This is a genomic window from Candidatus Bathyanammoxibius amoris (assembly GCA_024451685.1).
Lineage (GTDB): Bacteria > Planctomycetota > Brocadiia > Brocadiales > Bathyanammoxibiaceae > Bathyanammoxibius > Bathyanammoxibius amoris.
The window spans coordinates 123789-146500 of record JAMXCW010000004.1; the positions used below are offsets into that span (position 1 = coordinate 123789).

At 51.1% G+C, this 22712-nt stretch carries 19 protein-coding genes, 4 tRNA genes and 1 pseudogene; 10 read left to right on the forward strand and 14 right to left on the reverse strand.

Annotated elements, in window-relative coordinates:
- Positions 1-85: 85 nt before the first annotated feature.
- The 4 genes from acsA to NOU37_04115 all read left to right on the forward strand — a co-directional run bounded on the left by acsA (position 86) and on the right by NOU37_04115 (position 2904).
- Positions 86-1819, forward strand: a complete 1734-nt coding sequence (gene acsA, locus NOU37_04100; protein ID MCQ4574411.1) for an acetate--CoA ligase — start codon at positions 86-88, stop codon at positions 1817-1819.
- A 78-nt stretch (positions 1820-1897) separates the two neighbouring features.
- Positions 1898-2125 (forward strand): hypothetical protein, encoded by a 228-nt coding sequence (locus NOU37_04105; protein ID MCQ4574412.1) that lies wholly within the window; start codon positions 1898-1900, stop codon positions 2123-2125.
- Between the two features lie 21 nt (positions 2126-2146).
- On the forward strand, positions 2147-2398 hold the full coding sequence (locus NOU37_04110) for a bacteriophage holin (GenBank protein ID MCQ4574413.1): 252 nt from the start codon (positions 2147-2149) through the stop codon (positions 2396-2398).
- 146 nt (positions 2399-2544) lie between these two features.
- On the forward strand, positions 2545-2904 hold the full coding sequence (locus NOU37_04115; protein MCQ4574414.1) for a hypothetical protein: 360 nt from the start codon (positions 2545-2547) through the stop codon (positions 2902-2904).
- Positions 2905-3103: 199 nt separating this feature from the next.
- On the opposite strand, the gene NOU37_04120 is transcribed toward NOU37_04115, so the two are convergent.
- The 6 genes from NOU37_04120 to NOU37_04145 all read right to left on the reverse strand — a co-directional run bounded on the left by NOU37_04120 (position 3104) and on the right by NOU37_04145 (position 5900).
- Positions 3104-3766: an ATP-dependent Clp protease proteolytic subunit gene (locus NOU37_04120; GenBank protein ID MCQ4574415.1), complete on the reverse strand. Its 663-nt coding sequence runs from the start codon at positions 3764-3766 to the stop codon at positions 3104-3106.
- The gene (tig, locus tag NOU37_04125; protein ID MCQ4574416.1) at positions 3767-5200 is read right to left on the reverse strand and encodes a trigger factor; all 1434 of its coding nucleotides are present in this window, start codon (positions 5198-5200) and stop codon (positions 3767-3769) included.
- 28 nt (positions 5201-5228) lie between these two features.
- Positions 5229-5303, reverse strand: a tRNA-Gly gene (locus NOU37_04130).
- Positions 5304-5382: 79 nt separating this feature from the next.
- Positions 5383-5468 (reverse strand) — tRNA-Leu (locus NOU37_04135).
- A 222-nt stretch (positions 5469-5690) separates the two neighbouring features.
- A tRNA-Lys gene (locus NOU37_04140) sits at positions 5691-5767 on the reverse strand.
- A 56-nt stretch (positions 5768-5823) separates the two neighbouring features.
- Positions 5824-5900 (reverse strand) — tRNA-Arg (locus NOU37_04145).
- A gap of 1002 nt (positions 5901-6902) precedes the next feature.
- Between NOU37_04145 and NOU37_04150 the strand changes: the two genes are divergently transcribed.
- The 6 genes from NOU37_04150 to NOU37_04175 all read left to right on the forward strand — a co-directional run bounded on the left by NOU37_04150 (position 6903) and on the right by NOU37_04175 (position 13218).
- The gene (locus tag NOU37_04150) at positions 6903-7742 is read left to right on the forward strand and encodes a hypothetical protein (protein MCQ4574417.1); all 840 of its coding nucleotides are present in this window, start codon (positions 6903-6905) and stop codon (positions 7740-7742) included.
- A gap of 35 nt (positions 7743-7777) precedes the next feature.
- Positions 7778-8614 carry a prepilin-type N-terminal cleavage/methylation domain-containing protein gene (locus NOU37_04155; protein MCQ4574418.1) on the forward strand — a complete coding sequence of 279 codons (837 nt, stop codon included), beginning with the start codon at positions 7778-7780 and terminating at the stop codon, positions 8612-8614.
- A gap of 61 nt (positions 8615-8675) precedes the next feature.
- Positions 8676-9455, forward strand: coding sequence for a type II secretion system protein GspG (locus tag NOU37_04160; protein MCQ4574419.1), 780 nt, complete (start codon positions 8676-8678; stop codon positions 9453-9455).
- A complete protein-coding gene (locus NOU37_04165) occupies positions 9452-10342 on the forward strand; it encodes a type II secretion system protein GspG (GenBank protein ID MCQ4574420.1) in 891 nt (296 codons plus the stop codon). The genes NOU37_04160 and NOU37_04165 overlap by 4 nt, the downstream gene beginning before the upstream one ends.
- Positions 10343-11681: 1339 nt before the next feature.
- The gene (locus NOU37_04170; protein ID MCQ4574421.1) at positions 11682-12323 is read left to right on the forward strand and encodes an MBL fold metallo-hydrolase; all 642 of its coding nucleotides are present in this window, start codon (positions 11682-11684) and stop codon (positions 12321-12323) included.
- A 52-nt stretch (positions 12324-12375) separates the two neighbouring features.
- Positions 12376-13218, forward strand: coding sequence for a fumarate hydratase (locus NOU37_04175; protein MCQ4574422.1), 843 nt, complete (start codon positions 12376-12378; stop codon positions 13216-13218).
- Positions 13219-13239: 21 nt separating this feature from the next.
- Here the strand turns inward: NOU37_04175 and NOU37_04180 are convergent, their stop codons facing one another.
- The 8 genes and pseudogenes from NOU37_04180 to NOU37_04215 form a co-directional block, all read right to left on the reverse strand.
- Positions 13240-13581, reverse strand: coding sequence for a YHS domain-containing protein (locus NOU37_04180; protein ID MCQ4574423.1), 342 nt, complete (start codon positions 13579-13581; stop codon positions 13240-13242).
- 158 nt (positions 13582-13739) lie between these two features.
- Positions 13740-14040, reverse strand: a pseudogene (locus NOU37_04185) (3-methyl-2-oxobutanoate dehydrogenase subunit beta).
- Positions 14041-14203: 163 nt separating this feature from the next.
- Positions 14204-14650 (reverse strand): YkgJ family cysteine cluster protein, encoded by a 447-nt coding sequence (locus NOU37_04190; protein MCQ4574424.1) that lies wholly within the window; start codon positions 14648-14650, stop codon positions 14204-14206.
- A 310-nt stretch (positions 14651-14960) separates the two neighbouring features.
- Positions 14961-16670, reverse strand: coding sequence for an FAD-dependent oxidoreductase (locus tag NOU37_04195; GenBank protein MCQ4574425.1), 1710 nt, complete (start codon positions 16668-16670; stop codon positions 14961-14963).
- Positions 16671-17376: 706 nt separating this feature from the next.
- Positions 17377-18450 (reverse strand): site-specific integrase, encoded by a 1074-nt coding sequence (locus NOU37_04200; protein MCQ4574426.1) that lies wholly within the window; start codon positions 18448-18450, stop codon positions 17377-17379.
- A 280-nt stretch (positions 18451-18730) separates the two neighbouring features.
- A complete protein-coding gene (locus tag NOU37_04205; protein MCQ4574427.1) occupies positions 18731-19090 on the reverse strand; it encodes a hypothetical protein in 360 nt (119 codons plus the stop codon).
- A 213-nt stretch (positions 19091-19303) separates the two neighbouring features.
- Entirely contained in the window at positions 19304-20911 is a 1608-nt protein-coding gene (locus tag NOU37_04210) for a DUF3631 domain-containing protein (protein MCQ4574428.1), read from the reverse strand.
- 403 nt (positions 20912-21314) lie between these two features.
- On the reverse strand, positions 21315-22712 hold a 1398-nt coding region (locus NOU37_04215), incomplete at its 5' end, for a hypothetical protein (protein MCQ4574429.1).

Consider the following 22712-nt stretch of genomic DNA (forward strand, 5'->3'; position numbering starts at 1 on the left):
AGATACTATGCCTCCCCTGAGGGCACCATTCATTTGACACGGGTAATCTCCGGGGCTAGAATGTCTCAGCCTTCCGGGTGATATCATGGAAAAAGAGATACACAAAAAAGACCAAAAAATCCTGCCGAACCTGAAGGATTACAAGAAGGCCTGCGAGAAGTTCCGCTGGGAAGACATTGAAAAAGAACTCGGCCTTGATATCAAAGGCGGGATAAACATCGCCACAAACGCCATCGACGCACACGCGGCTGGCCGGCGCAAGGACAAGACTGCCCTCTACTGGGAGGGCGCGGGGGGAGAGCGCAAGAAATACACCTTCGCCGAGCTGGCGCGGGAGTCAAACCGTGTGGGCAACATGCTGAAGTCGCTCGGTGTCAAAAAGGGCGACCGGGTGTTCGTGTTCCTGCCCCGTATACCGGAACTCTATATCAGCATCATCGGCATCGCTAAGATAGGCGCGGTGACGGGCCCCATGTTCAGCGCGTTCGGTCCTGAGGCCATCCGCGACCGCCTTAAAGACAGCGGCGCCACGGTGCTTATAACGGACTCCTCTCTCAGGGGAAGGGTCCACCAGGTCTGGGAGGAGTTCCCTGAATTGAAGACGGTAGTGGTATTGCGCATGACAAAGGACGGAAAACTCCGGAAGGGTGAACTCCGTTATGAAGAGGAGATAGAAAAGGCCTCGCATGACCTGAAGGCAGAGCCGATGTCGCCGGAAGACCCTTTTTACATGCTCTACACGTCGGGCACGACCGGCAGGCCCAAGGGTGTGGTGCACGTGCATAATGACATGCTTTCACACTATATCACCACCCGGTGGGTGCTCGACCTGCACGAAGAGGACGTGTACTGGTGCCCGGCAGACCCGGGCTGGGTAACCGGCACCGTGTACGGGCTGTGGGGTCCGTGGCTCAACGGCGTCTCGCAGGTAGTCTTTGAGGGCAGGTATGACGCCGAACGCTGGTACTCCGTTATGGAATACTACGGCGTGACGGTCTGGTACACCGCGCCGACAGCGCTGAGGATGCTGATGAAGGCGGGCGATGAACCGGTAAAGAAATCCGACCTCAGCAGCCTCAGATATATTTGTAGCGTGGGCGAGCCCCTGAACCCGGAGGTAATACGCTGGGGGATGGACGTCTACGGGCTCTGCATACACGACACCTGGTGGCAGACCGAGACGGGCGCTATCATGATAACCAACTACCCGTCGATGCCGGTGCGTCCGGGCTCCATGGGGAAGCCGTTCCCCGGGACCAGGGCGGCCGTCATTGACGCGCAGGGCAAGGAGCTACGCCCGGGGAGTTCCGGTATCCTGGCACTCAAACCCGGCTGGCCGTCTATGATGCGCTCCATATGGCAGGATAAGAAACGTTACAATGAATATTTTAAGATATCCGGATGGTACACTACGGGCGACACGGCGCACATGGATAAGGACGGCTACTTCTGGTTTATCGGCAGGGCGGACGACGTGATAATGACGGCGGGCCACCGCGTGGGTCCCTTTGAGGTGGAGAGCGTGCTGGTCGAGCACAAAGCAGTGGCGGAGGCGGGCGTTATCGGGAAGCCAGACCCTGAGAGGGGACAGATAATCAAGGCCTTCCTTGTACTTCGCGAGGGTTTCAGTCCATCTGACAATTTAAAGGAAGATATTACGGAGTTTATCAAACACCGGCTCTCGGCACACGCCTACCCGAGGGAGATAGACTTCTGCCAGAGCGTCCCCAAGACACGGAGCGGAAAGATAATGCGCCGGCTTCTCAAGGCGCGCGAGCTGGGACTTCCGGAAGGGGACCTCTCCACACTGGAGGACTAACCAGGAGAACGACAGCTTAATGAGCGTTCATTTCATCTTATTTAACGACTACAACTTCTTTTTGCAGTAAGGAGCTGAATGAAAGACTTACACATAAAAGTGAAGGCGTATGCCGGCCACAAGGCGGGAGAAAAGCCGTTCGGTTTTACCCTCCAGGACAAAGAGTACCGTATAGAGGAGATAATGGAGACCGCCGTTGAGGAGAGGGCGGGACACCGGCGGGTGACATTTCGCGTGCGCACCGAAGACGGCGTCTTCAAGATATATTGTTCCCAGAAAGACGGGGAGTGGTACCTGGAGAAATAAACTCTTGAAAGGAGGGCTGGTATGAGCGCAAAGCTCGACGTTAGGGCTATGGGGCTTGCCTTTGGGATAGTGTGGTCTTTCTCCGTGATAATGCTGGGATTGTGTGCCGCCTACGCGAATTGGGGAACGCCATGGGTGGACTTTATCGGGTTCTTATATATCGGATACAAACCCACCCTTGCGGGCAGTTTGATAGGCGGGGCCTGGGCGCTGGTGGACGGCGGGATTGCCGGTCTACTCATTGCATTTGTCTATAACAAGTTTGCGTCTTAGTAAATGGTCTCTACATTGCAGTCTGTAGGACAAAGAGCCCATCGACAATAGTATGTCCCCGCGCCATAATAATTGACATTTGGTGTCGACATGTGATAAAAATTACAGGCCCTTGATCGCAAGTTCATAACAGGAGCAGACAAAAAATGAGCATACAGCAGCTTGTCATACAGATAGAGGCAAAGAGTGGCGGTATAATGGCCGAATATAACACACTGGATATAATTGTCCTCCCGACCACACCGACCCAGTTTGACGTAAACCCGGCCAGCCTGACCCTTGGGATCCTATGGGGAACGTCTTTGTTGTTCCTGGGTCTGATAGCGGCCTTTACCGGCCTTGGAGTCGGTCTGGTCGAAGTGCTTGGTTATGTACATACCGGGTATAATCCGACAATCTTTGGTGCGTTTATGGGCTGCGTATCCGGTCTTGTATATGGATTTATAACCGGCGCCGTCGTTTTCAGGCTTGGCAACGTGTTTTTGACGGGCGGTTCTGACCGCTAATTTTGCCCGGCAAGGCCGATGAGTCTGAGCCCAGTCAGAAATACCCATAGCAGGAATGAAAAAAGCACGAGTCCGCTTATAAGGTATACGGGAAAAAATATCTTTGAAAAAATGCTGATGACCCAAACAAGTGTTCACCGGCAAAAAGGACCCGCCGTGCGGCCTCCCCACCCCAACCGGCGTACCCTCGCTTATTGAATTATGCCGCAGTACCTTCCAGGGCCTTCTCTTTGAGGGACTCTACCACCTCGTCTATAAGGCCGTACTTCATTGCCTCTTCGGATGACATGTAGAAATCCCTGTCAACATCGCATTCTACCCGTTCCAGGGGCTGGCCCGTGTGCCTGGTCAGTATGACGTTGAGACTTTTCTTAAGACGCATTATCTCTTCAGCCTGGATACCGATATCGGTCGCGGTGCCACTCATGCCGCCCCAGGGTTGGTGAAGCATGATCCTGGTATGAGGCAGGGCGAACCTCTTCCCCTTTGTGCCGGCGGCAAGCAGGATAGCGGCCATGCTGAACGCCTGGCCTATGCAGTAGCTGGCCACGTCGCATTGCACAAACTGCATGGTATCGTAAATGGCCAGCCCGGCCGTGATAGAACCACCGGGTGAATTTATGTACAGGTTTATGTCCTGACTCTTATTCTCGTTCTGGAGAAAGAGCATCTGGGCAATAACAAGATTAGACACGGCATCGTCTATCGGGGTTCCGACGAAGATTATGCGGTCTTTAAGCAGCCGGGAATAAATGTCGTAGTGTCTCTCCCCGTAGCCGGTCTTTTCTATCACGTACGGCACGTAAAGCTGTGACTTAGAGTCATGCACTTTTTGAATACCATCAAAATCTTTAGGGCTCATTTAAAACTCCTTTTGTCCTACCTTTTGTTTCTTTTCAGTCTTTTGTTTTTCTTTTATACTATTTTTGCTTTCGGCCTTTTGCTTTCCTTCTGTCTTTTTCTTGTCCTCTATCTTCTCGTCTTCTGTTTTCTCATCTTCTACAACAGCCTCTTTCCTGATAAGTTCCAACACCTTAGACTCTCTCATCTGATGCCTAAGGGCGGATAGAGACCCGTGTTTCTCAAGCTCGCGGCGCATCTTAGCCGTGGTAGTCTGATAAGCGGCGGCCATTCTCTGAATCCTCTTTTCGACCTCCTGCTCGGTGACATATATCTTCTCCTTGCCGGCGATGTCTTCAAGGATTAGAGACAGTTTGAGGTCCCTTACCACTGACTCGTAAGAAGCGTTCTTCAGCCTTTCACCTTCCTTTTCCACCTCTTCGGTGGGTAAGCCCTTCTGCAGCAACTCCATCTTGTGTCTGTATAACCTCTCGTCTGTCTGCGCCGCAACCAGGTCAGCAGGCAGCTCGAAGTCCGCCATGTCTGAGAGTTTCTGGTATATCTGGGCCTGAAGGTCTTCCTCTACCCACCCCTTCTTATCCATTTCGAGCCTCTTCCGCACCTCGGCTCGCAGCCCGTCCAGTGACGGGGCGCCCAGCTGTTTTGCCAGTTCATCGTTTATCTCCGGCGTGTGCGGTCGTTTTATTTCACTTATGACTATTTCGAGGGTGGCCTCCTTGTCCCGGTATTCCGGGAGATGGAATCCAGAGCCAAGATTGGCCTCCGCCTCCCGCTTCTCCCCGGGTTTCGCCCCTTTAAGGGCCACAAACAGTTCCGGTACCGGGATGTCAGCCACCGCCCCGCCGGGAACCCATACCGCCACCTCTTCATCCTGATGTATAACCTTGCCGTCCACCAGTACCTTGTAGTCACAGATAACCTGGTCGTTCCCCTCCACGTTACCTTTTTCTTCCGTCACCAGCTGCATCTTGCTGAGGCTTATATTCTTCAGAGCCGATTCTATCTCTTCGGAGGTTACCACGGTGGACCTTCTCAGGAGCTTCAGTCCTTTATAATTGCCGGCTTCGACGGCTGGTTTGACTTCCAGTGTAATGTCAAATTTCAGCACCTTTTTGGGGTCAAACTCTACCTTTCCGAGTTCGGGATAGCCGACGGGGTCAAGCTTGTGCAGGTTCACCGCCTCCTGGTACGCGTTCTTCACGAGAGATTCCTTGACCTCTTCTTCAATCTGTTTACCGAACTGGCGCTCTATTATGCTTCGGGGGATCTTGCCCTTGCGGAATCCAGAGACCTTTGCTGTGGCACCTACTTCACGAAAACGTTTTTTAAGCTGGCCGTCTATCTCTTCCTTCGGGACTTCTATGTCCAGCCGTTTCTTGCAGGGCCCGACGTCCTCAATTGTTATGCTTAAACCTTCCGTCTTAGAATTCTCCACATCAGTCCTCAAAAAATTATAGATATTATGGAGCGGGTGATGGGGTTCGAACCCACGACATTCACGTTGGCAACGTGATGCTCTACCACTGAGCTACACCCGCATTGTATTCCACGGCGTATCAAACGCCATTATATAGCAAACTAGCCGGTTACCCGTAAGAATTCCGCGTAAACATTTTATGGTGCGAGAGGGGGGATTCGAACCCCCATGGGAGTTACCCACTAGATCCTAAATCTAGCGCGTCTGCCAGTTCCGCCACCCTCGCTGTACAGGGCAGGGTTAGTCAATACGGTGCCATTACCTCCGGGCCTTCTGTATGTTTAGATATTCTTTTTGACTAAACTTAGACCACACTTTTAAATTTGACCGCATTTTGACCAAGATTTTTAAGACTTCAGGAAATCTCTTGTGGGGTTTAATAATAAAGGGATTAATCTTAATCGTTTGTATCGTCTGTGGTTAGAGCTAACCCTTTTAACGTAAAGAATGGTACGCCCTGGAGGATTCGAACCTCCGACCCACTGATTAAGAATCAGTTGCTCTACCGAGCTGAGCTAAGGGCGCACAAACGCTTCCAAAACCACCCCGCCACGGGCAATAAAAAACTCTTGCACGGTTAATGGCGCGCCCGGCAGGACTCGAACCTGCAACCGTTGGATTCGAAGTCCACTACTCTGTCCAATTGAGCTACGGGCGCCTTCTTTACAAGTACCGGCGCTTATTATAAATACTCCGCCAGGTTTTTCGTTTATACAAACAACCTACACCCCTGTCAAGCGGAATGCCCCTCAGAGCGGGCAGTGGCACGTTATCCGTCCAGGTGTGTTACTTCACAATCTCGCTAACAAATTTAAGTTTGTCTAACGGTGTATGATGTTTAAAAGCCCCTGCATGTCCAAACCATTCCGGTAGACAACGACCTTCTCGCCCAACGGAGTGGCGAGTCTACGATATGGTCGTTGATATCTGGAGTAGGCCGTAGGGGCACGGCATGCCGTGCCCCTGCCACATAAAAGATGTAGCGTGCAAGTATTTATAGGCTCGATAAATCAAGTGGCTACGAAGTCTTTCGTAGGGACAGGGTCTGTCCCTGTCCGAGTGGCCTGAAGACCTGCCAAAAGGATTACACCCTCCCCAGGACAAGATACCGTCTCACCTTATGGCATCCGCATTGCAATTTGATATACATGTTAAGCCCTGAAAGGGTTTGAGCGTATCACCAGGGGGTGGGCGCAGACGAGCCACGATACCTGGCGGCAGTTTTAGGGCTTTGTCTAAACAGGACTTACATGGGCGTCAGGGAGGCTCGACCCAAGTGCCCGGCGAGGGTGTCTTATACGCCGCCTGACCCTGTATGCGCAGTAACTCTACGTATTATGTAGTCTTGCTACAAAATTTGTAGTATCGGTATGCCATCAGGGTGCAGCCGGGGAAATAATTGAAATTCGAGCGTAATTGGTCTAAAATAAAAGAGTTATAGATAGAGACCTCTGAAAAATGCAAAAAAGAAAAGTAATGTTGCGTATTGTCACCACTTCGTTCCTCGCAATAACGGCTTTGTGCGTTTTGCAGAGGTTTTAGATAACTTGTTATTGCGTATTGAATTAAGATGAGAGGACATTGTAGAAGATGTTAAAAACGCTTATATAGCCCGGGACCCTTAATAAAATTATCTACATTTTCTCTCAGGGGCAAGTTCATGAAATCTCAAGAAGGCTATGTGTTGATCATAACGGTACTGACAATTGCGGCCCTGGCGATATCTTTTGGCGTAGCCAACCGCTCCTTCTTCCTGTCTGCCGGGAGAGACAGGGAGCAGGAGACCAAGGATGAGATAGAGCGCATTGTGGAGGCGATAAAGGGGAATCCCAACGTCAAGACCTTTGGCTATATAGGCGATATGGGAAGGCTGCCCAACACGCTGTCAGAGTTAAATACACAGGGCTCTCAGCCTGCCTTCCATAACGATGACAGCGGTACTACGCATTTTATGAGCGTTAAGATGGGCTGGAACGGCATTTACGTCCCGGGGGTCTACCAGGATTCCTATCTCGAGGACGCCTGGGGAAACGATTATACCTATACCATAGGAACGGTTGCAGTAGACCATGACAACAACGCCGGAACCGCCACGGTAAACTGGAGGCGTGCCCAGATAAAGAGCAACGGGCCTGACCAGACCGCCAGCACCGATGACGACATAAGCTCAGAGTATATGTGGGAGAGCGGGGCATTATATTTCAGCCCTCGAAAAGCGGACGATTTCCCCAACATCCCTGGTTGGGCGGATATCAACCTTTATTCGGCGACCAACGGTGAACAGACGCTTACAACCATTGACGGGTCTCAAGACAAAATAAGCTTTACCGACGGCGAGGGCAATACCTTTCAAGTCTTGCCTGCCAGTACCATAAGTCATGGCCCCCACGCCACGGAGCTTATGCGCAGCGGTGAGGGTGCAGGCAAAAAGAACCAGCAGGGTGTGTTCAACTGTCAGGGTGGCGTACTTAAGCTTATTATAATTTTTATACCTGATTAATCTTTGGTGGCAGTGAAATGAAAAGAGGAAGAAAAATGGTGAAACGAAGAGGTTTTACCCTGATTGAAATTGTGGTGACGATAGCCATAATGGGTATCCTGTTGGGGGGCTCCGTTCCGCTTGTTATTCAGACTCTTAAGGCGAAGAGGGAGAGAGCTACCATAGAGCGGATGAAGACTATCTATGGGGCGATAATGGGTGATGCTGCACTCGGGGACTTCGGCTTTCTGGGGGATATAGGCGATTTTCCGAGTGCGCTGAGTGACCTGGTATCAAAACCCGTCAGCCTGTCTACTTTTTCTACAAGCAATACTAATAGCATTGGCTACGGCTGGAGGGGGCCTTATCTGGACCTGGAGTTTGAGGCCCTGAAGGACGGCTGGGGAAACGACTTTAAGTACTCCACGGCGGACAGCCTTCCAGAGGGTCAGATAAAGAGCGCGGGTCCCGACGGTACCTTCGATAACTCCGACGATATCGTATACCCCTTTCTGCCCGGCAGTGAAAAGGTGGAAAAGAACGCCACGCTCCTCATTACGGCGCTGATAGACGACACAAGCGTGGCCGCAAACCTGCAGGGCGGCGGTGTACCCAATCCAAGAAACTCAATCATAAAGGTATACTTTGCTACTAATGGTGCAGAGGATGTAACGCCCTTTGAGAAGAGCGCCAGGGATCAGGGCGGTAATGTCTTTGATGATATTGGGTTCATCTTTACCACCCATCAGGGCCTGCACGCAGTGGAGCTCAGCTATACGAACGACGAGAGTAGCCCCACTACCACTACAAACCTCTTTACGGTGGAGCTTGTAGGCGGGGTTCAAAGCAATGTGGTCTTCCGCCATCCACAAAGCGGGCACATAGTGCCGTAGCTTTTTATAATGGGGCTCGATCGACATGTTTGGTATAAGGACATCAAAAACAAGTGTTAATTTGAAAGTCAGCAACCGTTCGGCCTTCACCCTGCTTGAAATAGTCGTGGTGCTGGCCATCGTAGCTGTACTGGCAGGGAGCCTGGTGCCCCTGGGCCTTCAGTTCATGGATGCCAGGCGGGAGAAGGCCACCAGGCAGGAGATAGAGACCATATTTGAAGGCATATTCGGCAACCCGGAGAAGGGGAGTTTTGGATACGTTGGAGACGTAGGCGCTCTGCCGGGCAGCCTGGACGACCTTCTCACAAAACCCGGGGGTGTGTCCGACTTCGCCCACCACACCAATGACGTAGGCTACGGTTGGAGAGGGCCTTATATTGATACCGTATACAGTGACATTAAAGACGGCTGGGGCAACGCCTATGACTTTGGGGTAGTGAAGACCGGGCAGATACGAAGCGCCGGGCCTGGTGGAGACTTCTCTACCACCGACGACAACATAGTCTTTCCCTTCGTGGATGCCGCCAGCGGCGCCGTGGAGACCGACGGCACCCTCCTGGTCACTGCATTTGTAAATGACATACCAAATCCGTCAGGCACCACTGTTACGGTATACTTCGCCACTAACGGCACTGAAGATGTTACACCCCTTTCAGACAGTACGCCCTCTGACGGCTTCAAATTCAGCACCCATCAAGGCATCCATGCCGTAAAGGTTACCCATGTCTCCTCGGACACCAACCCTATAACAACTACCAAGACCGTTAACGTTCCGGTTGTTGGCCGCCGCCAGGTAAGTGAGGAGATATTTTTGAGGACAACAGGGATAGTAAGCCCATGACGCCGGATGATACAGACAGAAACTACTGCAAAATGCCCAAAGGATATTGTCCAAGGGTGCCGGAGGTAACGAAGGATCTCGTCAAAAACATGAGATTCTTCGCTTGGCTCAGAATGACACATGGTGGGGCTAAAAGGGGATTTAGCCTGGTGGAAATAATTGTCGTAATAGCCATCGTAGGTGTCTTTGCCGGGGCTTTAGTCCCTCTGAGCCTCATGTTAATGGGACAGAAACGGGAGCAGACCACAAGGCAGGAGGTGAAGGCTATATATAAGGCCATCTTCGGCGACCCGGAGAGAGGGACTTTTGGGTATGTTGGAGACGTGGGCGCACTACCAGGCAGCCTCGATGACTTGATTGCTAAACCCTTAGGTGTCTCTGCCTTTGCCTTCTACACGAATAATGTAGGCTATGGCTGGAGGGGGCCGTATCTTGACAAACAGTTCAGCGACCTCGAGGACGGCTGGGGGACCGCCTATGACTTTGGGGTAGTGAAGACCGGGCAGATACGAAGCGCCGGACCTGACAGGGACTTCTCTACCACCGACGACAACATAGTCTTCCCCTTTGTGGCCTCTGCCAGTGGCGCAGTGGAGGTCAACGGAACCCTCCAGGTTACAGTCTATATAAACGAGGTGCCAAATCCTGCAGGGACTACAGTGGATGTATATTATCCCACTAACGGTACTGAAAATGTTACACCTCTTTCAGACAATACTCCCTCTAACGGATTTGAGTTCAGTACTAACCATGGTATCCACGCCGTAAAGGTAACGAACACCACTAGCGCTACCACCGTTACAAAGCTTGTGAATGTCCAGGTAATTGCTCGCCGGCAGGTAGCGGAAGAGATATTCATGACATCATCAGCTACTGTACTCCCCTGATCCCGTCTACCTGATGTAGTAGTTTCCCCCACTTAAGGGTCAAGTGCGAATAGCCCGATAAATCGAGCAGCTACATCACTATATGCCTGCCACATTTCACATTCATCATTATTTTCTCTGTAGAGTTCCATTTTTGCATTGGCGCTGGAGTGTGTAATTGTGCCGTTCTTGGGACGTGTGCCACGTAGCGTTGGAGCCGTGCCAGAGGCTGAAAGCCCGCCAGTTAGTTTGGAGGGCAGGTCTACCTTCGGCTTGACTTGCTCCAACGTTTTAACGTGGCAGTCCGCCTGAGGCGGACCACGCTACATAAATCAGGCAACAACACAACTGTATACACACCTACGCCTTTACCATCATCTTTCCTCTAGCGTCAGATAACGCGGTATTTTTGTAGTGGCAGAGCTTGCTCTGCTTCAACGACCATAAAGGTCGTTGTCTACCAAAGACTGTGGTAGACAACGAATTTTAATTCGTTGATGCCTGTCGGCCTATTCACCCCCACCCTTACCCTCCCACCTTAAGGGGGAGGGTAAACGCATACGGGTATACAGGATGTAAGGGCTCCTTCCGCTTAAGGCAAAGCATTTTTTGTAGCGGCAGAGTTTACCCTGCTTAACGTCGAGCAAGCTCGACCGCTACATTGTGAGGGGATGGTGCGTCAACGACCGTAAAGGTCGTTGATTTGATGTAGCGTTGGAGCTTGCTCCAACGTTGAACGTGGCAGCAAGCTGCCACGCTACACACAGAATGACAAAGGGGTAGGTCGTTCGCTGGAGGTGTGACAGACCCGCCATTGTTTGGACGGGCCCGTCCCTACGATAATATTTGACAAAAAAAGAGGATAAGTCACCCAAGAAGACGGAGACAGCTGAGGGCCTGTGCTATCTACCTCTCTGCTACGGGTTTGACCTATCCTCTAATCTGAAACTGCAAAACGAATACGGCCCCCCAAACCAACGGCATTTTTGCAGCTAACGTCTTTACGTGGGTGTTTTGCGTTCAGGTACACAGCTAGAATCTTCCCACGTATTTTTAATAGTAAGCAACATCCGTACCACAGGGGCACTTGTAGCATATAATGCATCTGAAGTCAACGGCGTATACCACCAGTATACCTTTTAAGGTAATAGGATAAAAGGTGTTGCAACATAGTTATTAAACATACGTTTTTTACGGTGGGGGGGCTGGAACTTGTCCGTCCAACAAATTTTGTGGAATAAGCTACAAGATTTGTAGCTTACGGGGCACAGTTCCTTCTTGGAAAGTATTGTGTGGTGCTGTATAATTCCCGTCTAAACTCCTTCTGTGCACCATTTTACTTTCAACATAATCCATAGAGATGATACTCGAAACACTTGAGGTCGGTCCGCTTGCGGTAAATTGTTACGTCCTCGGCTCGCGAGAGGGCGGGGAAGGGGTTGTTATAGACCCCGGCGACGAGCCGGAGGAAATTATCCGGGCGGTCGCCGAGCATAAACTTCTGGGCAAGATACGGTATATCCTGGCCACTCACGGCCATTTTGACCATGTGGGTGCCACAAAAAAACTTAAGGAGGAACTTCCTTCCGCGCGCTTCCTTATCCACAAGCTCGACGTGGAACTGCTGGACATACTCAAAGACCAGGCCGGTTACTTCGGCTGTCCGGAGGTAGAGAAACCGCACGTGGACGGATACGTGGCCGACGGTGACACCATAAGCTTTGACGGTATAGATTTGAAGGTGGCACACACGCCCGGCCACTCCAGTGGCGGGGTCTGTTACCTTACTGACGGCAAGGCGTTCGTGGGCGATACCCTGTTTGCCGGCTCTGTGGGCCGCACCGATTTTCCCGGATGCTCCGCCGAAGAACTGGTAAACTCTATACGCGGTAAACTCCTGCCCCTGGGGGAAGACGTGGTGGTCTATCCGGGTCATGGTCCTTCCACCACCATCGGCGAGGAGATGCGTTCGAACCCGTTCCTTACCGGGTCTTATTTTTGAGACAACATGGTATTGGAATAACTTTTTCAGAACTTTTCCGGTATAAAGGGCTATGCGGACCGTAGACACAGGAACCATTACGGAAACAATTAAAAGACTCTGCGTCTCAGCCAACCATGAGCTGAACGATGACCTCATATCGGCCCTGGAAGAGGCCCTCAAGAGAGAGGAATCCCCGGTGGGGCGTGACGTCCTGTCGCAGATACTGGAGAACGCGCGCATCTCCCGGCAGGGAATTTTACCGGCATGTCAGGACACGGGGGCCACCGTTGTGTTCGCGCGGATAGGACAGGACGTGAGGTTCGCGGGCGGGGATTTTGGTGAGTCTATACAGAAGGGGGTATCGGAAGGATATAAAGGCGGTTACCTGAGGGCGTCTATGGTAAAGGACCCGTTCCAGCGGACGAATACGGGCGACAACACCCCCTGTATGATACATTCAGAGGTGGTGGCGGGCGACGCACTTAGTCTGACGGTGATGGCCAAGGGCGGGGGCTGCGAGAACCAGAGCCGTATCGCAATACTCACGCCCGCTGCGGGAAGGCAGGGGGTAATAGATTTCGTGGTAGACGTGGTCAGGCAGGGAGCGGCAAGGGCCTGTCCGCCAAACATAATCGGCGTTGGTCTTGGCGGCACATTTGACACGTGCGCCCTTCTGGCGAAAAAGTCACTCTTAAGGCCGGTTGGAAGTCACAACGAAGATACCATCATGCGTGAGCTGGAGGAGGAACTCCTTGACAGGATAAACGACCTGGGTATAGGCCCCCAGGGGCTCGGGGGCAGGGTAACCGCCCTGGCCGTCCACGTGGAGCAATCTCCCTGTCATATCGCCAGCCTGACGGTGGCGGTTAACGTTGAGTGCCACTCCCACCGGGTGAAGTCAGCCAGTATTTAGGGGCTTCAGCAACATAGAACCCTAGTGGTGTTTATGTCCCCCGGATTCTTCCGAGCCGCAGCGGCAGCTTTCAACCGTGCATTTGCATCTTGCCTCACTGCCGCCGCAATGGGCGCAGACCTCGCTTTCCGGCGGGCAGGCGCAGGCATAGTTGTCGGGGTAGGCCTTAAACTGGTCGAAACACTCTCCTGAACAGAAGCTGTACACCTTCCCGTCGTATTCCGCCTGGATGGTGGTGTCGTCCTCTTCCTCAATCTTAATCTTGCACACGGGGTCAAAGACCTTTTCGGCCATCGCCGCGGGCGCAGGACCCATAAATAAAACCGATATGAGAACCAGAATGGATAACGACATCAATCTCATTTCAAATCTCCAGAATATGTTTCAGGGTCAGATACATGCCGGAGACGTTCTCAGGCCAGGCCCTTAATAATGAACCGTCTCTTTCTCTTGCGCAGATTATATTTTCTTTTGTCGCGTATTTCAAACAGATAAGGGCAGCCTGCGCCTGGCTCCGCCGACTCTTGGACGGAAGACGGCGCCAGCACTATGTTGCGGTAGTCCCCGTGGCCCCCTCCCTTTACCGCCTGGAAATAGTCCGCCTCGGAAGGCGCGATGTTGCCCAGACCGGGGCCGCCGCGGCATACGTTCACTATAACACCCGGCAGCTCACACCCCGCCCCTCTTTGGAAGCTCTCTGGACAGATACTCCGCGAGTTCGCTTTGGGGGGTAATCGGATAACCAAAATAAAATAGACAGCCCGCCCTTATGGCCGCCTCGGCCATGGCCTCAGCACCCCTCATTAAGTACTTTTTACCCATAGCTTCTCTACCGACATGACTGTTACGCGGAAGCCCCAACAACTTTATTCTAGCATGCCGTGTTGAGGTTGGGCAAAACGAATGGTTGTAGATGCAAGCGGGCCGGGAAGATGCAAATTACGTACATAAATGAAGCTTGGGACACACGCCCTGCGGGTGGGGGTTAGCGTCTCGCTTTCGGCCTGTTATTTCTTTTTTTTGAGGAGTAATACTTTTTATAAAACTTCGGCCTGGCCTTCTTAATGTATCTCATCAGAGCTTTTACGGTGTGAAAGGCCACTTTATGTGAGTCGTGGAGGTCCTGCTCGTGACAATCTTCACGCGCAAAGGCCCTGCAGATGGGAGGGCGTTCCTCATGTATCGTGCACATTCCGTCCGGTCCCAGTTTGTCGCACCTGGCCTCAAACAGTATGTACCAGTCGTTTTCCTCGTCGATGTAGACACTACAGCCCTTATGGTAGATGTAAAACTTGATGTCCTCGACCTCGGTCTTTGTGACAGGCTTGTCTATCTCCACCGATACGTACCAGCAGCAGGCGTCGCAGTCTCCGCAAGGATTATTATTTTCTGGAAGCGCCGGTTTCGTCTTTGAGCCGGCTTTCTTTGTCATTAAGAACATGAGTCTCCCGGTATGAGAAAAGGTTGGGGTGAGCGAAGGGATTCTCTTAGAGGGGGAAAGAAGGAGGCAGAAGGTTATTGTCTAAAAAGGTACTCTTTTCTAGACTCTCCTTGAGCCTTCATAACCCTTGCTAAATTAGCATCAGTTTTAAGATGGAATCTGCTACTTAGGATATATATCTCTAGTAAGGGGCCCCCCCTTGCCGACCTAGATTGAAAAGGCCTGATAGGATATTTTACGCTTTTGCCTTCTTTAGAGCCAAATTTACTCGGAATCTGTGCTTAAATATCTCACAATCACATCACTTGGGGCCGATAAAGGATAGGCTCTCGCTAGGGCACACTAGCGTGCATATGCCACACTGGACGCAGAGTTCTGGATTATGGACAACCCTTGAGGTCTCGTCGGTTTGCCAATGGCCGTCGTTGAACCAGGTCCCACGCTGGCCAAGTAAGGGTTCTTTGCGCACTATCTCCAGTGCACCCTGGAGGCAGCTCTCAACGCACCTTCCACAGCGAAAGCACCTCTCATCCGTCCTTGTCTGTATAGAGAAATCACATTGCAGGCACCTGGAGGCCTCAAGAGTAGCAAGCTCCCGGTCCATACCATCCTCTACCTCTTGGAAACTCCCTTTGAGAGTGTCCATCCAACCGCCATAGACCTTCTTTCTGTGGAGCCTCTCCGGGTCCTCAAAATACCACGGGGAACGGTCTGTCTGCTCCAGTTCCTGAGGTTGACTGGGTAACTCGGGCTCCTGACCAAGAAACCTGAGTATCTCATGGGAAACTTCGTGGGCCTTGCCGATGACTTCTATGACGTGGGTTGTAGTGCCAGTAAGGAAGTCACCTCCTGCAAATACCCCCTCCATGCTAGTACTGTAGTCACTGGGTTTGATTTTAAAGTCCTCTGGGAAGACAGAAAGGTCTGGTTCTTGGGCGACGGCCGGTATCACTATATCAGCCTCTATCTCAAACTCACTGCCTTCGAGGGGTACTGGTACCCGTCTGCGGTCCTTCAGGGACCTTCTCTTGTCTGGCTCTACCAGTTTCATTTTCACACATTTCAGCTTGGCTACCCTCTTGCCATCACGACTTATCATCTCTACAGGGGCCACTAAATAGTGGAGGGGTATATGCTCCTTGGTCATGGCTAACTGCTCCAGCTCATCCATAGGCATCTCTTCCTTACCCCTGCGGTAAAGAACGACGGGCTTGGCCCCCAGCCTAGCCGCACTCCTAGCTGCATCGGCTGCGGTAAAACCACCCCCAATTACGGCAATTGTCTTACCCTTAACCTCTACAGCCTTGCCCAGGTTGAGCCTCCTGAGGAAGGTGATGCCCGGGATTATCCCTTCCAGGTATTCACCCTTGACCTTCATGAGCTTGGGTCTGTGGGCCCCAATAGCTAAGAACACGGCATCAAAGTCCTTTCTCAGGTCCTCTAAGATTACGTCCTTACCCAGGGCACAGTTGAGCCCGATTGTTACCCCCAATTTCTTCAGTAGGTCTATCTCTTTTTCTATTATTTCCGTGGGCAGGCGGTAAGAAGGGATGCCAACCCTTAGCATCCCGCCCGGCTCAGGCAGGGCCTCGAATACTACCACATCACAGCCGGCCAGTATGAGGTCATTTGCGACGGTGAGCCCGGCAGGACCAGAACCTATCACGGCTACGGACTTGTTGTTCTTCTTTATGGGTAGAGTCTCATCCAGGAACATCTTTACGTAGTCAGTTGGGAGATTGTCGGTGATGAATCTCTTTAGTCCCCTAATAGACACTGGCTCCGTGGATACGGTCTGTCCTCCATCCCTGGGCCGTATGCAATTCCTCTTGCAGCTAACTTCGCAGGCGTAGGTGCATACCCGGCCGCAGATGCTAGGAAAAACGTTAGCTACCCTGTTTATCTTCCATGCCCCGTAAAGGTCACCCTCCAGAATAAGACGAATGTATCTTGGAATGTCAGTATTGCTGGGGCAAGCCTGCTGGCAGGGAGACATCTGCGTACGATCCATGATATGGCCCTCTATTTCCGTAAAAGGTTAAGGCATCTGCAAAGCACCATGTGCTAGTACCGCAAATCCTTACTGTACGGGCTTAATTCGTCTCACCAGAGGTAGACCTTGAGGTCGTGTGGCACCATAGGTTCGACCCAGTAGGCAAGTCAGCCTCTGGTGGTGAAAGGACTTCTTCATACGCTACTTTTTAGTGTACAGCAATATACAGAAACGTGTTTCCCAATGCAATAGGTTTTATCTATAATCAGACCATGATGAGCAGAGAGTCTATACTAAATAGATAGTATTACAATGGCTTACAGTTAGGTTCTAATAAACAATATTATTTCTCTCTCAATTTTTGTCAAGTAAATAACAGAAAGACACCCAAGAATAAGCCGGGGTCATGGAGAGGGTCACTCCCCACAACCCCTAATAGAATCAACCACTTGGTGGACAGCTATCCGAATTGGTGTACACTAAAATTATCACTAAAAAAATTTAATAATAGTGCCCAAAATAGCCTCGGTGCCCACTCAGTGCCTGCCAGAATGACAGTTCTTGGCATCAAATGTCGACACTTGTCATCGATTGTCACTTCAACACAACATAAAGAAAGCCCTGAGCTTACGTCATAAGTCCAGGGCCTATAAGCTGGGGTGAGCGAGGGGATTCGAACCCCCGACCCCCAGAGCCACAGTCTGGTGCTCTTTTTTGTAAGCCCTTACTGCACATTACGTTGCAGCTTCAAAATCTTTCTTGTGCCGCCAGTGTGCCAACTAGGGACGGACATAATAGCATTTCTTTCGTCTCCCGGCAAGACCTCGGCATATATGTCCATGGTAATAGAAATACTTTTATGTCCCGCAAGCTGCTGCACCACCTTGGGGTTTGCACCGTTCCTTATCAGGTGGGTTATGAAGGTGTGTCGGAGCGAGTGGATACGTACACCCTTTAAATCTATACCCGCCCTCTTGACGGTCTCTTTAAATCTAGTGAGAAGATTATTTCTTAATGGGGTGTTGTGCTTGGTGGTGAAGACATACTTTGACTTTGACAGTGGCCTCAAAGCTTTAAGCTCCTTATAGAGCCTATCAGCCATGGGGATTATTCGTATACCGCCCGTCTTTGTCTCAAAGTCCTCTCTGTTCTGCACCTTGATTTCTTTGCGCTTTAGGTCTACATCATCCCACGTGAGATTCACCAGCTCAGACTTCCTTAACCCGCTGGTAATAAAACACAGCCACACCGGTTTATAGCGTTCCGTGGCGGCATCAAGTAGCCGCTCTATTTCTTCTCCGGTCAAGGCTCTCTTAAACCGTTTCCCACGATGCTTCAAGGGTTTTACTGTTTGCAGGGGATTTGACGCGATAAGCTCCGACTCTACGCCCTTCTGAAGCATTGATTTTAACACCATTACTTCAAGGTTTATCGTCCTGTCACTTACAGGTGCACACCTCTTACGGTGTTCTACGTAATCGTCAATGCGTGAAGGGTTGATTTCCGAAACAAGCCTTGAGTCTAAGTAGCTCAGTATCAGGTTTAAGTCCTGGACATAACCTTCGACGGTGCGCTTCTTGAAATGCAGTTTGATGTGCTTCAGGTATCTTCGCTTAAGCTCCTCAGTCTCGACACGGTTATCTGCCAGGCCATACTCCCCACGCACAGCCCGGCCTTCCATCTCTTTTAAGACCTGCAAGGCTACTTGGCGGTCTCCCGACACAGATTTTCGTACTCTTTGGCCGTTGGCCGTGAAATCTACATACCACCTGCCCGCGCGTTTAAAGATTCTACCCATTGGCCACCCCCTTTTCGTCTTGGGTTAACAAGGTTTTGGGGTGACTATACTCCCTTTCGGATGTTTTTACAACCTTGCGCTTTCTTCGCCGGGGTTTGTTTGCTGTTCGCTTGACAGCCTGGTGCACCTCTTCTAATACAAACCTTGGGGTGCCGCCTAAACGGTAGAAGGGTAGGTCCCCTTTGGACATCAAGCGGCGTACCGTTCTCTCGCTGTAGCTGAGAACCTTCGCTACCTCCTTAAGGGTTACGTATTTTTCTGGCGTCCTTACAACCAAAAACTACCCTCCCGCCCTTATTGGGTGTTGAGACTCAAACCTTTCCGGCTCAAGACAGCTTCCCGTGCAAACGTTTACCCACTTACCAATGGTTTGCCTGAAATCCTCTACCCCAGCCTTCCCCCCAAGGCAATCTCGCCACAGTTCCTCAAGGCTATCGGTTAGCCTGTTCGCCTTTTCAGCGTTGTACCTGTCCTTCAGGCTGGGGTCTTTCACCCACGCAGCGTCTATCCAGCCTAGGGCCGCTTGAAAAATTGTGTCCAGCGTTTCGAAGGCGACATACCGTGTGTCCTCGTCAACCACCGATATTCCCGCGGAACTGTCCTTTTTTAATTTTTGATATTGTTCGTAAAGCGTACCCATTTTTTCCTCTTTCCCTTCCTGTACCCCTATATACTGTATTTATACCGTTACACCGTAACATATCCTTTCACTATAAGGGTTTATGTGTGAAATTCGTACCGTTACGCGTCTCCTCTGTAACGGTACGTTTTTCGGCTCTAAGTCTTTGTTACGTAACGCTCTGTAACGATGTAACGGTTGTAACGCCACATACATGCCCGTAAGGGGAAGGCGTTAAGTATTTTCCCCCTCTGCGAGATAGCGTTCCCGGAGGTCCTGTAGGTCCCGGTATCGTAGTTTGTACCCCCTCACCACAGTTGATCCCACACGGTGCGGCCTAGAATTAAAGCCTAAGCGGTTTATAAGCCGTCCGGCTTTCCAGGGGGTGTCACACCACGCAAGTTCCGGCTCCTGCTCAAATAGGCCCAACACCTTCTTACTACTGAGTATTGCTTGGCTTCCCTCGCCTTCCGGTTCAAGGCCCAACTTTAGAAGTGCTCGGACGGTGTGTTGCGCCGAATCTGCGTGGTCATCTGCACCTTTGGCCCCTGCCAGCTCCTGGGTATATGCTTTAAGGGCGGTAGTAGCGTCCACCTCTCCCTTTTCTGCGTCTATTGCACCCGCTAAAGCAAAGAGCGGCTCCGTGATGTCCCGTAATCTATCGTCCAACTCTTGGGGAATGTCCAGCTTTTCGATGTTGTCGTAAAACTCTGTTACGTCTTTGTCGTATCCCAGCCCCGTCAAGTAAAGCACATCCCTTAGAGCTGCCAACTCTTTACCCATTTTCCGCAGGTTTAGTCTCTCAACTTTTTCTTCTGCCTTTTTTCTGGACATATCCATCCGCAATACACGGTCGTTTAATGTTTCCGGCAGAGAGACAAGACCAGCCAGCGCTTTCGGGCAGAAGGCATGGTAATATTTAGCTTCATACTTCTCTCCAATCTTTTCCATACGAGCAACGACAGAGCCAGCTTTTGCCCCTGCATTTAGCAGTGATAATATCTCGGTGTAGTCATCTCCACCATCGCCCTTAAACTTGGTCAGTTCGTCAATGATTACGGTGGGGAAGTTGATGTCTACCGTTCGGTAGAGATAAGCGGGGCGTGGATTCGTTAGTATCGGCGTGGCATTGTAAGCCAGCAGGGAAACAAGCTCCAATAACAGGCTTTTCCCGCAACGCCGGGCAGGAGATGTAAGCCAGAGATAAGCGTACCACGTGAATATGCTAGCAAAGTAGGTACCCATAATCCAAAGTCCAACCACCTTGGCGTGGTGCGGCCTTTTCCAAACAACGTGTCGTGAGAGCCTATCTACAACCTTGTCATAGGTCTCACTAATCTTTGGCTGTTCGCCATCAAGAAATCGGATATGGCCTTTAGTGGAGAAGTGGTATAGAGGGCAGTTTGTCTCATCTTCCTCTATATGTCCACCGGCGACTATGTACCCCCTATTAGTACGATAACATACTCGGTCCTCAACGATGCTTTGAGCCCGTCGCTCTTGCTTGTCTCCCCCGTGTTTCAGGTTAACTTCTTTTCCGCTTTGACTGGACAGCGCCGTCCCGCCCTCTTTGGATTTTTCCCTTTCGTTCTTCGTGTCCCGTTCAATGTCTGCGGCGGTTATACCCAGCTTTTCCTTGAGTAACTTCTTAATCGTTGCGCGTTGCCCGGCATTGAAATCACCCCACCATGCCCGAACCCCCATGTAGAGTTCATTCGTTTGCCTTGGGGCGACTTGATCGTTCAGGGAGGATAGCTCCTCAATCAAGACGTCGTATCTGCCTTGGATCTCGGCAGCATAGTCAAGCGCGGTGTATTTTGGTTTTAGAGTTGTACCGTTCATCCACTAACACCGACCCCCCGCTGTGCGCACGCCCTGTCTTTTGTTAAGCCATAAACGTCCTCCACCACACCCTTGAGCCTTTGTAGGTCGTTCGCCGAAAAGACACGCCGCCCAGCGAATTGTCTAACATCCGACGCCTTCCCGCTCGTGAGGATGTACCGCAGTTGGTACCGCGTAACGCCAAGAATCCCAGCGGCTTCATTTAGAGTGACAACCGATTCGGTATCTAACGCTTCCATTATTCGATGTTCCTCTTAAGCAAAGTAAGTAATTAAAAAAGGGAACCTCCCTGTGTACTATTGGCTGAAACGCCAAAAACGGGAAAACAGGCTTATCTCTTTACGTTGTCTACAGTTACGGCAATATATCGCCGGTTTTCGGCTTAAAAAATTTTAAAATTTTCCTAAGTGTAGTGCAACCTTACCTTTAAGTTTTGTAAAGCCTCCTCTTGGGTGCCTCCCCTAGCCCTTATGGTCCTGTATTGTGCTTGAAAACAAGACTCCTTGCGCCACAAGTGCACTTCGTACAGTGCCCCGTTCACCTTGACAACGGTGGTAAGTAGCGTGCCGTTGTAGTTGCAGTCAAAACTACGGCCAACTTCCTTGTCCCCATGGTAGTAATACTCCGTACTACAATTCTCATCGTCGGGGTACAAGACACAGCCGCACGGTGTATTGCCTACTGTCTTTTGTTTAGCTGGCGCAGTATCGGTCTCTAAAATATCTACCGCCCTTCCCACCTCTTTGCCCGCCCCGTCCAGAAGTGCGCCCCCCGCTTCCCTTAATTTAACCTGGTGGCTATTGTGTGATACTATGTAATGAGTTACCAGTTCAGGCGATTCTTCCGGCCAACTCATCTTATACATAGGATAGTCCTCGACCCAACGCTTCTTATACCTATGGTATCCTTCAAGGTGGAATTTTAGGTTGTCAATCGACCAGAAAGTCTCTGTGCAAAAGGGGCGTCCAGTTATTTCCCGGATACGACGGCGAACGGGCATCCCACATGCAATAGGGCCTTTCAAACATGGACTACACCGCGTGATAGGGTAGAATTCTTTCCTGTGTTCCAGTATCTCTACAACCTCGACAACACCCCCGCCATTGAAATTCCTTAGTGTTCCAAGTGGCCTTCGTTTCTTTTTGTTTATACTCTCCCGTATGTGGTTCAACACATCGGCACTAACAACCTTTATGATGTCTCTTTTTATTGCCCCCTCGATCCTCCAGCTTTCGGGTGACCCCCACTTCCCCCAGGCCCAGCCTTTCCGCCTATTCGGCCTATCGAGGTATATTTTGCCTTTAAAAACTTTGGTTTTTGCAGCCCTTACGGAATCGTCTAGCCACTTCTCGTATTTTTCCTTGTGTCCCCCTGAACAGGTGGGACGGTGGTTGTTGCCCCCTTTCTTAATCGGGGCAGGGCACACGATACACACTTTTCTGTTGGGCATGCCCTTGCGCCGCTCCACGGCCTCTGCAAGCCTAAATAATTCCCTGTGGTCGTAATGCCGGGATGTCTGCAAGCTTTCGTAGGCTGCCGGAACGTAAATAGGCGGTATGATACGCGCCCCCTCGGAAGGTATGGAGTCGTCTGGCTCAACACCTAAGCAGCGTTCACAAACAAACAGCATTTCCGGCCACAATAACACAAAGGTCTCCGGTGCGTGACATCCACAAACTTCGCAGTATTCCCCCTCCTTTTGTTTTGTGCCTCTTCGGGCGACATCCTCAGTTATTGTATTGAGTTCGCCCCCAATGGCTCCAATATCAACATCCCTATCTCTCTCGGTTTCAAAATCAAA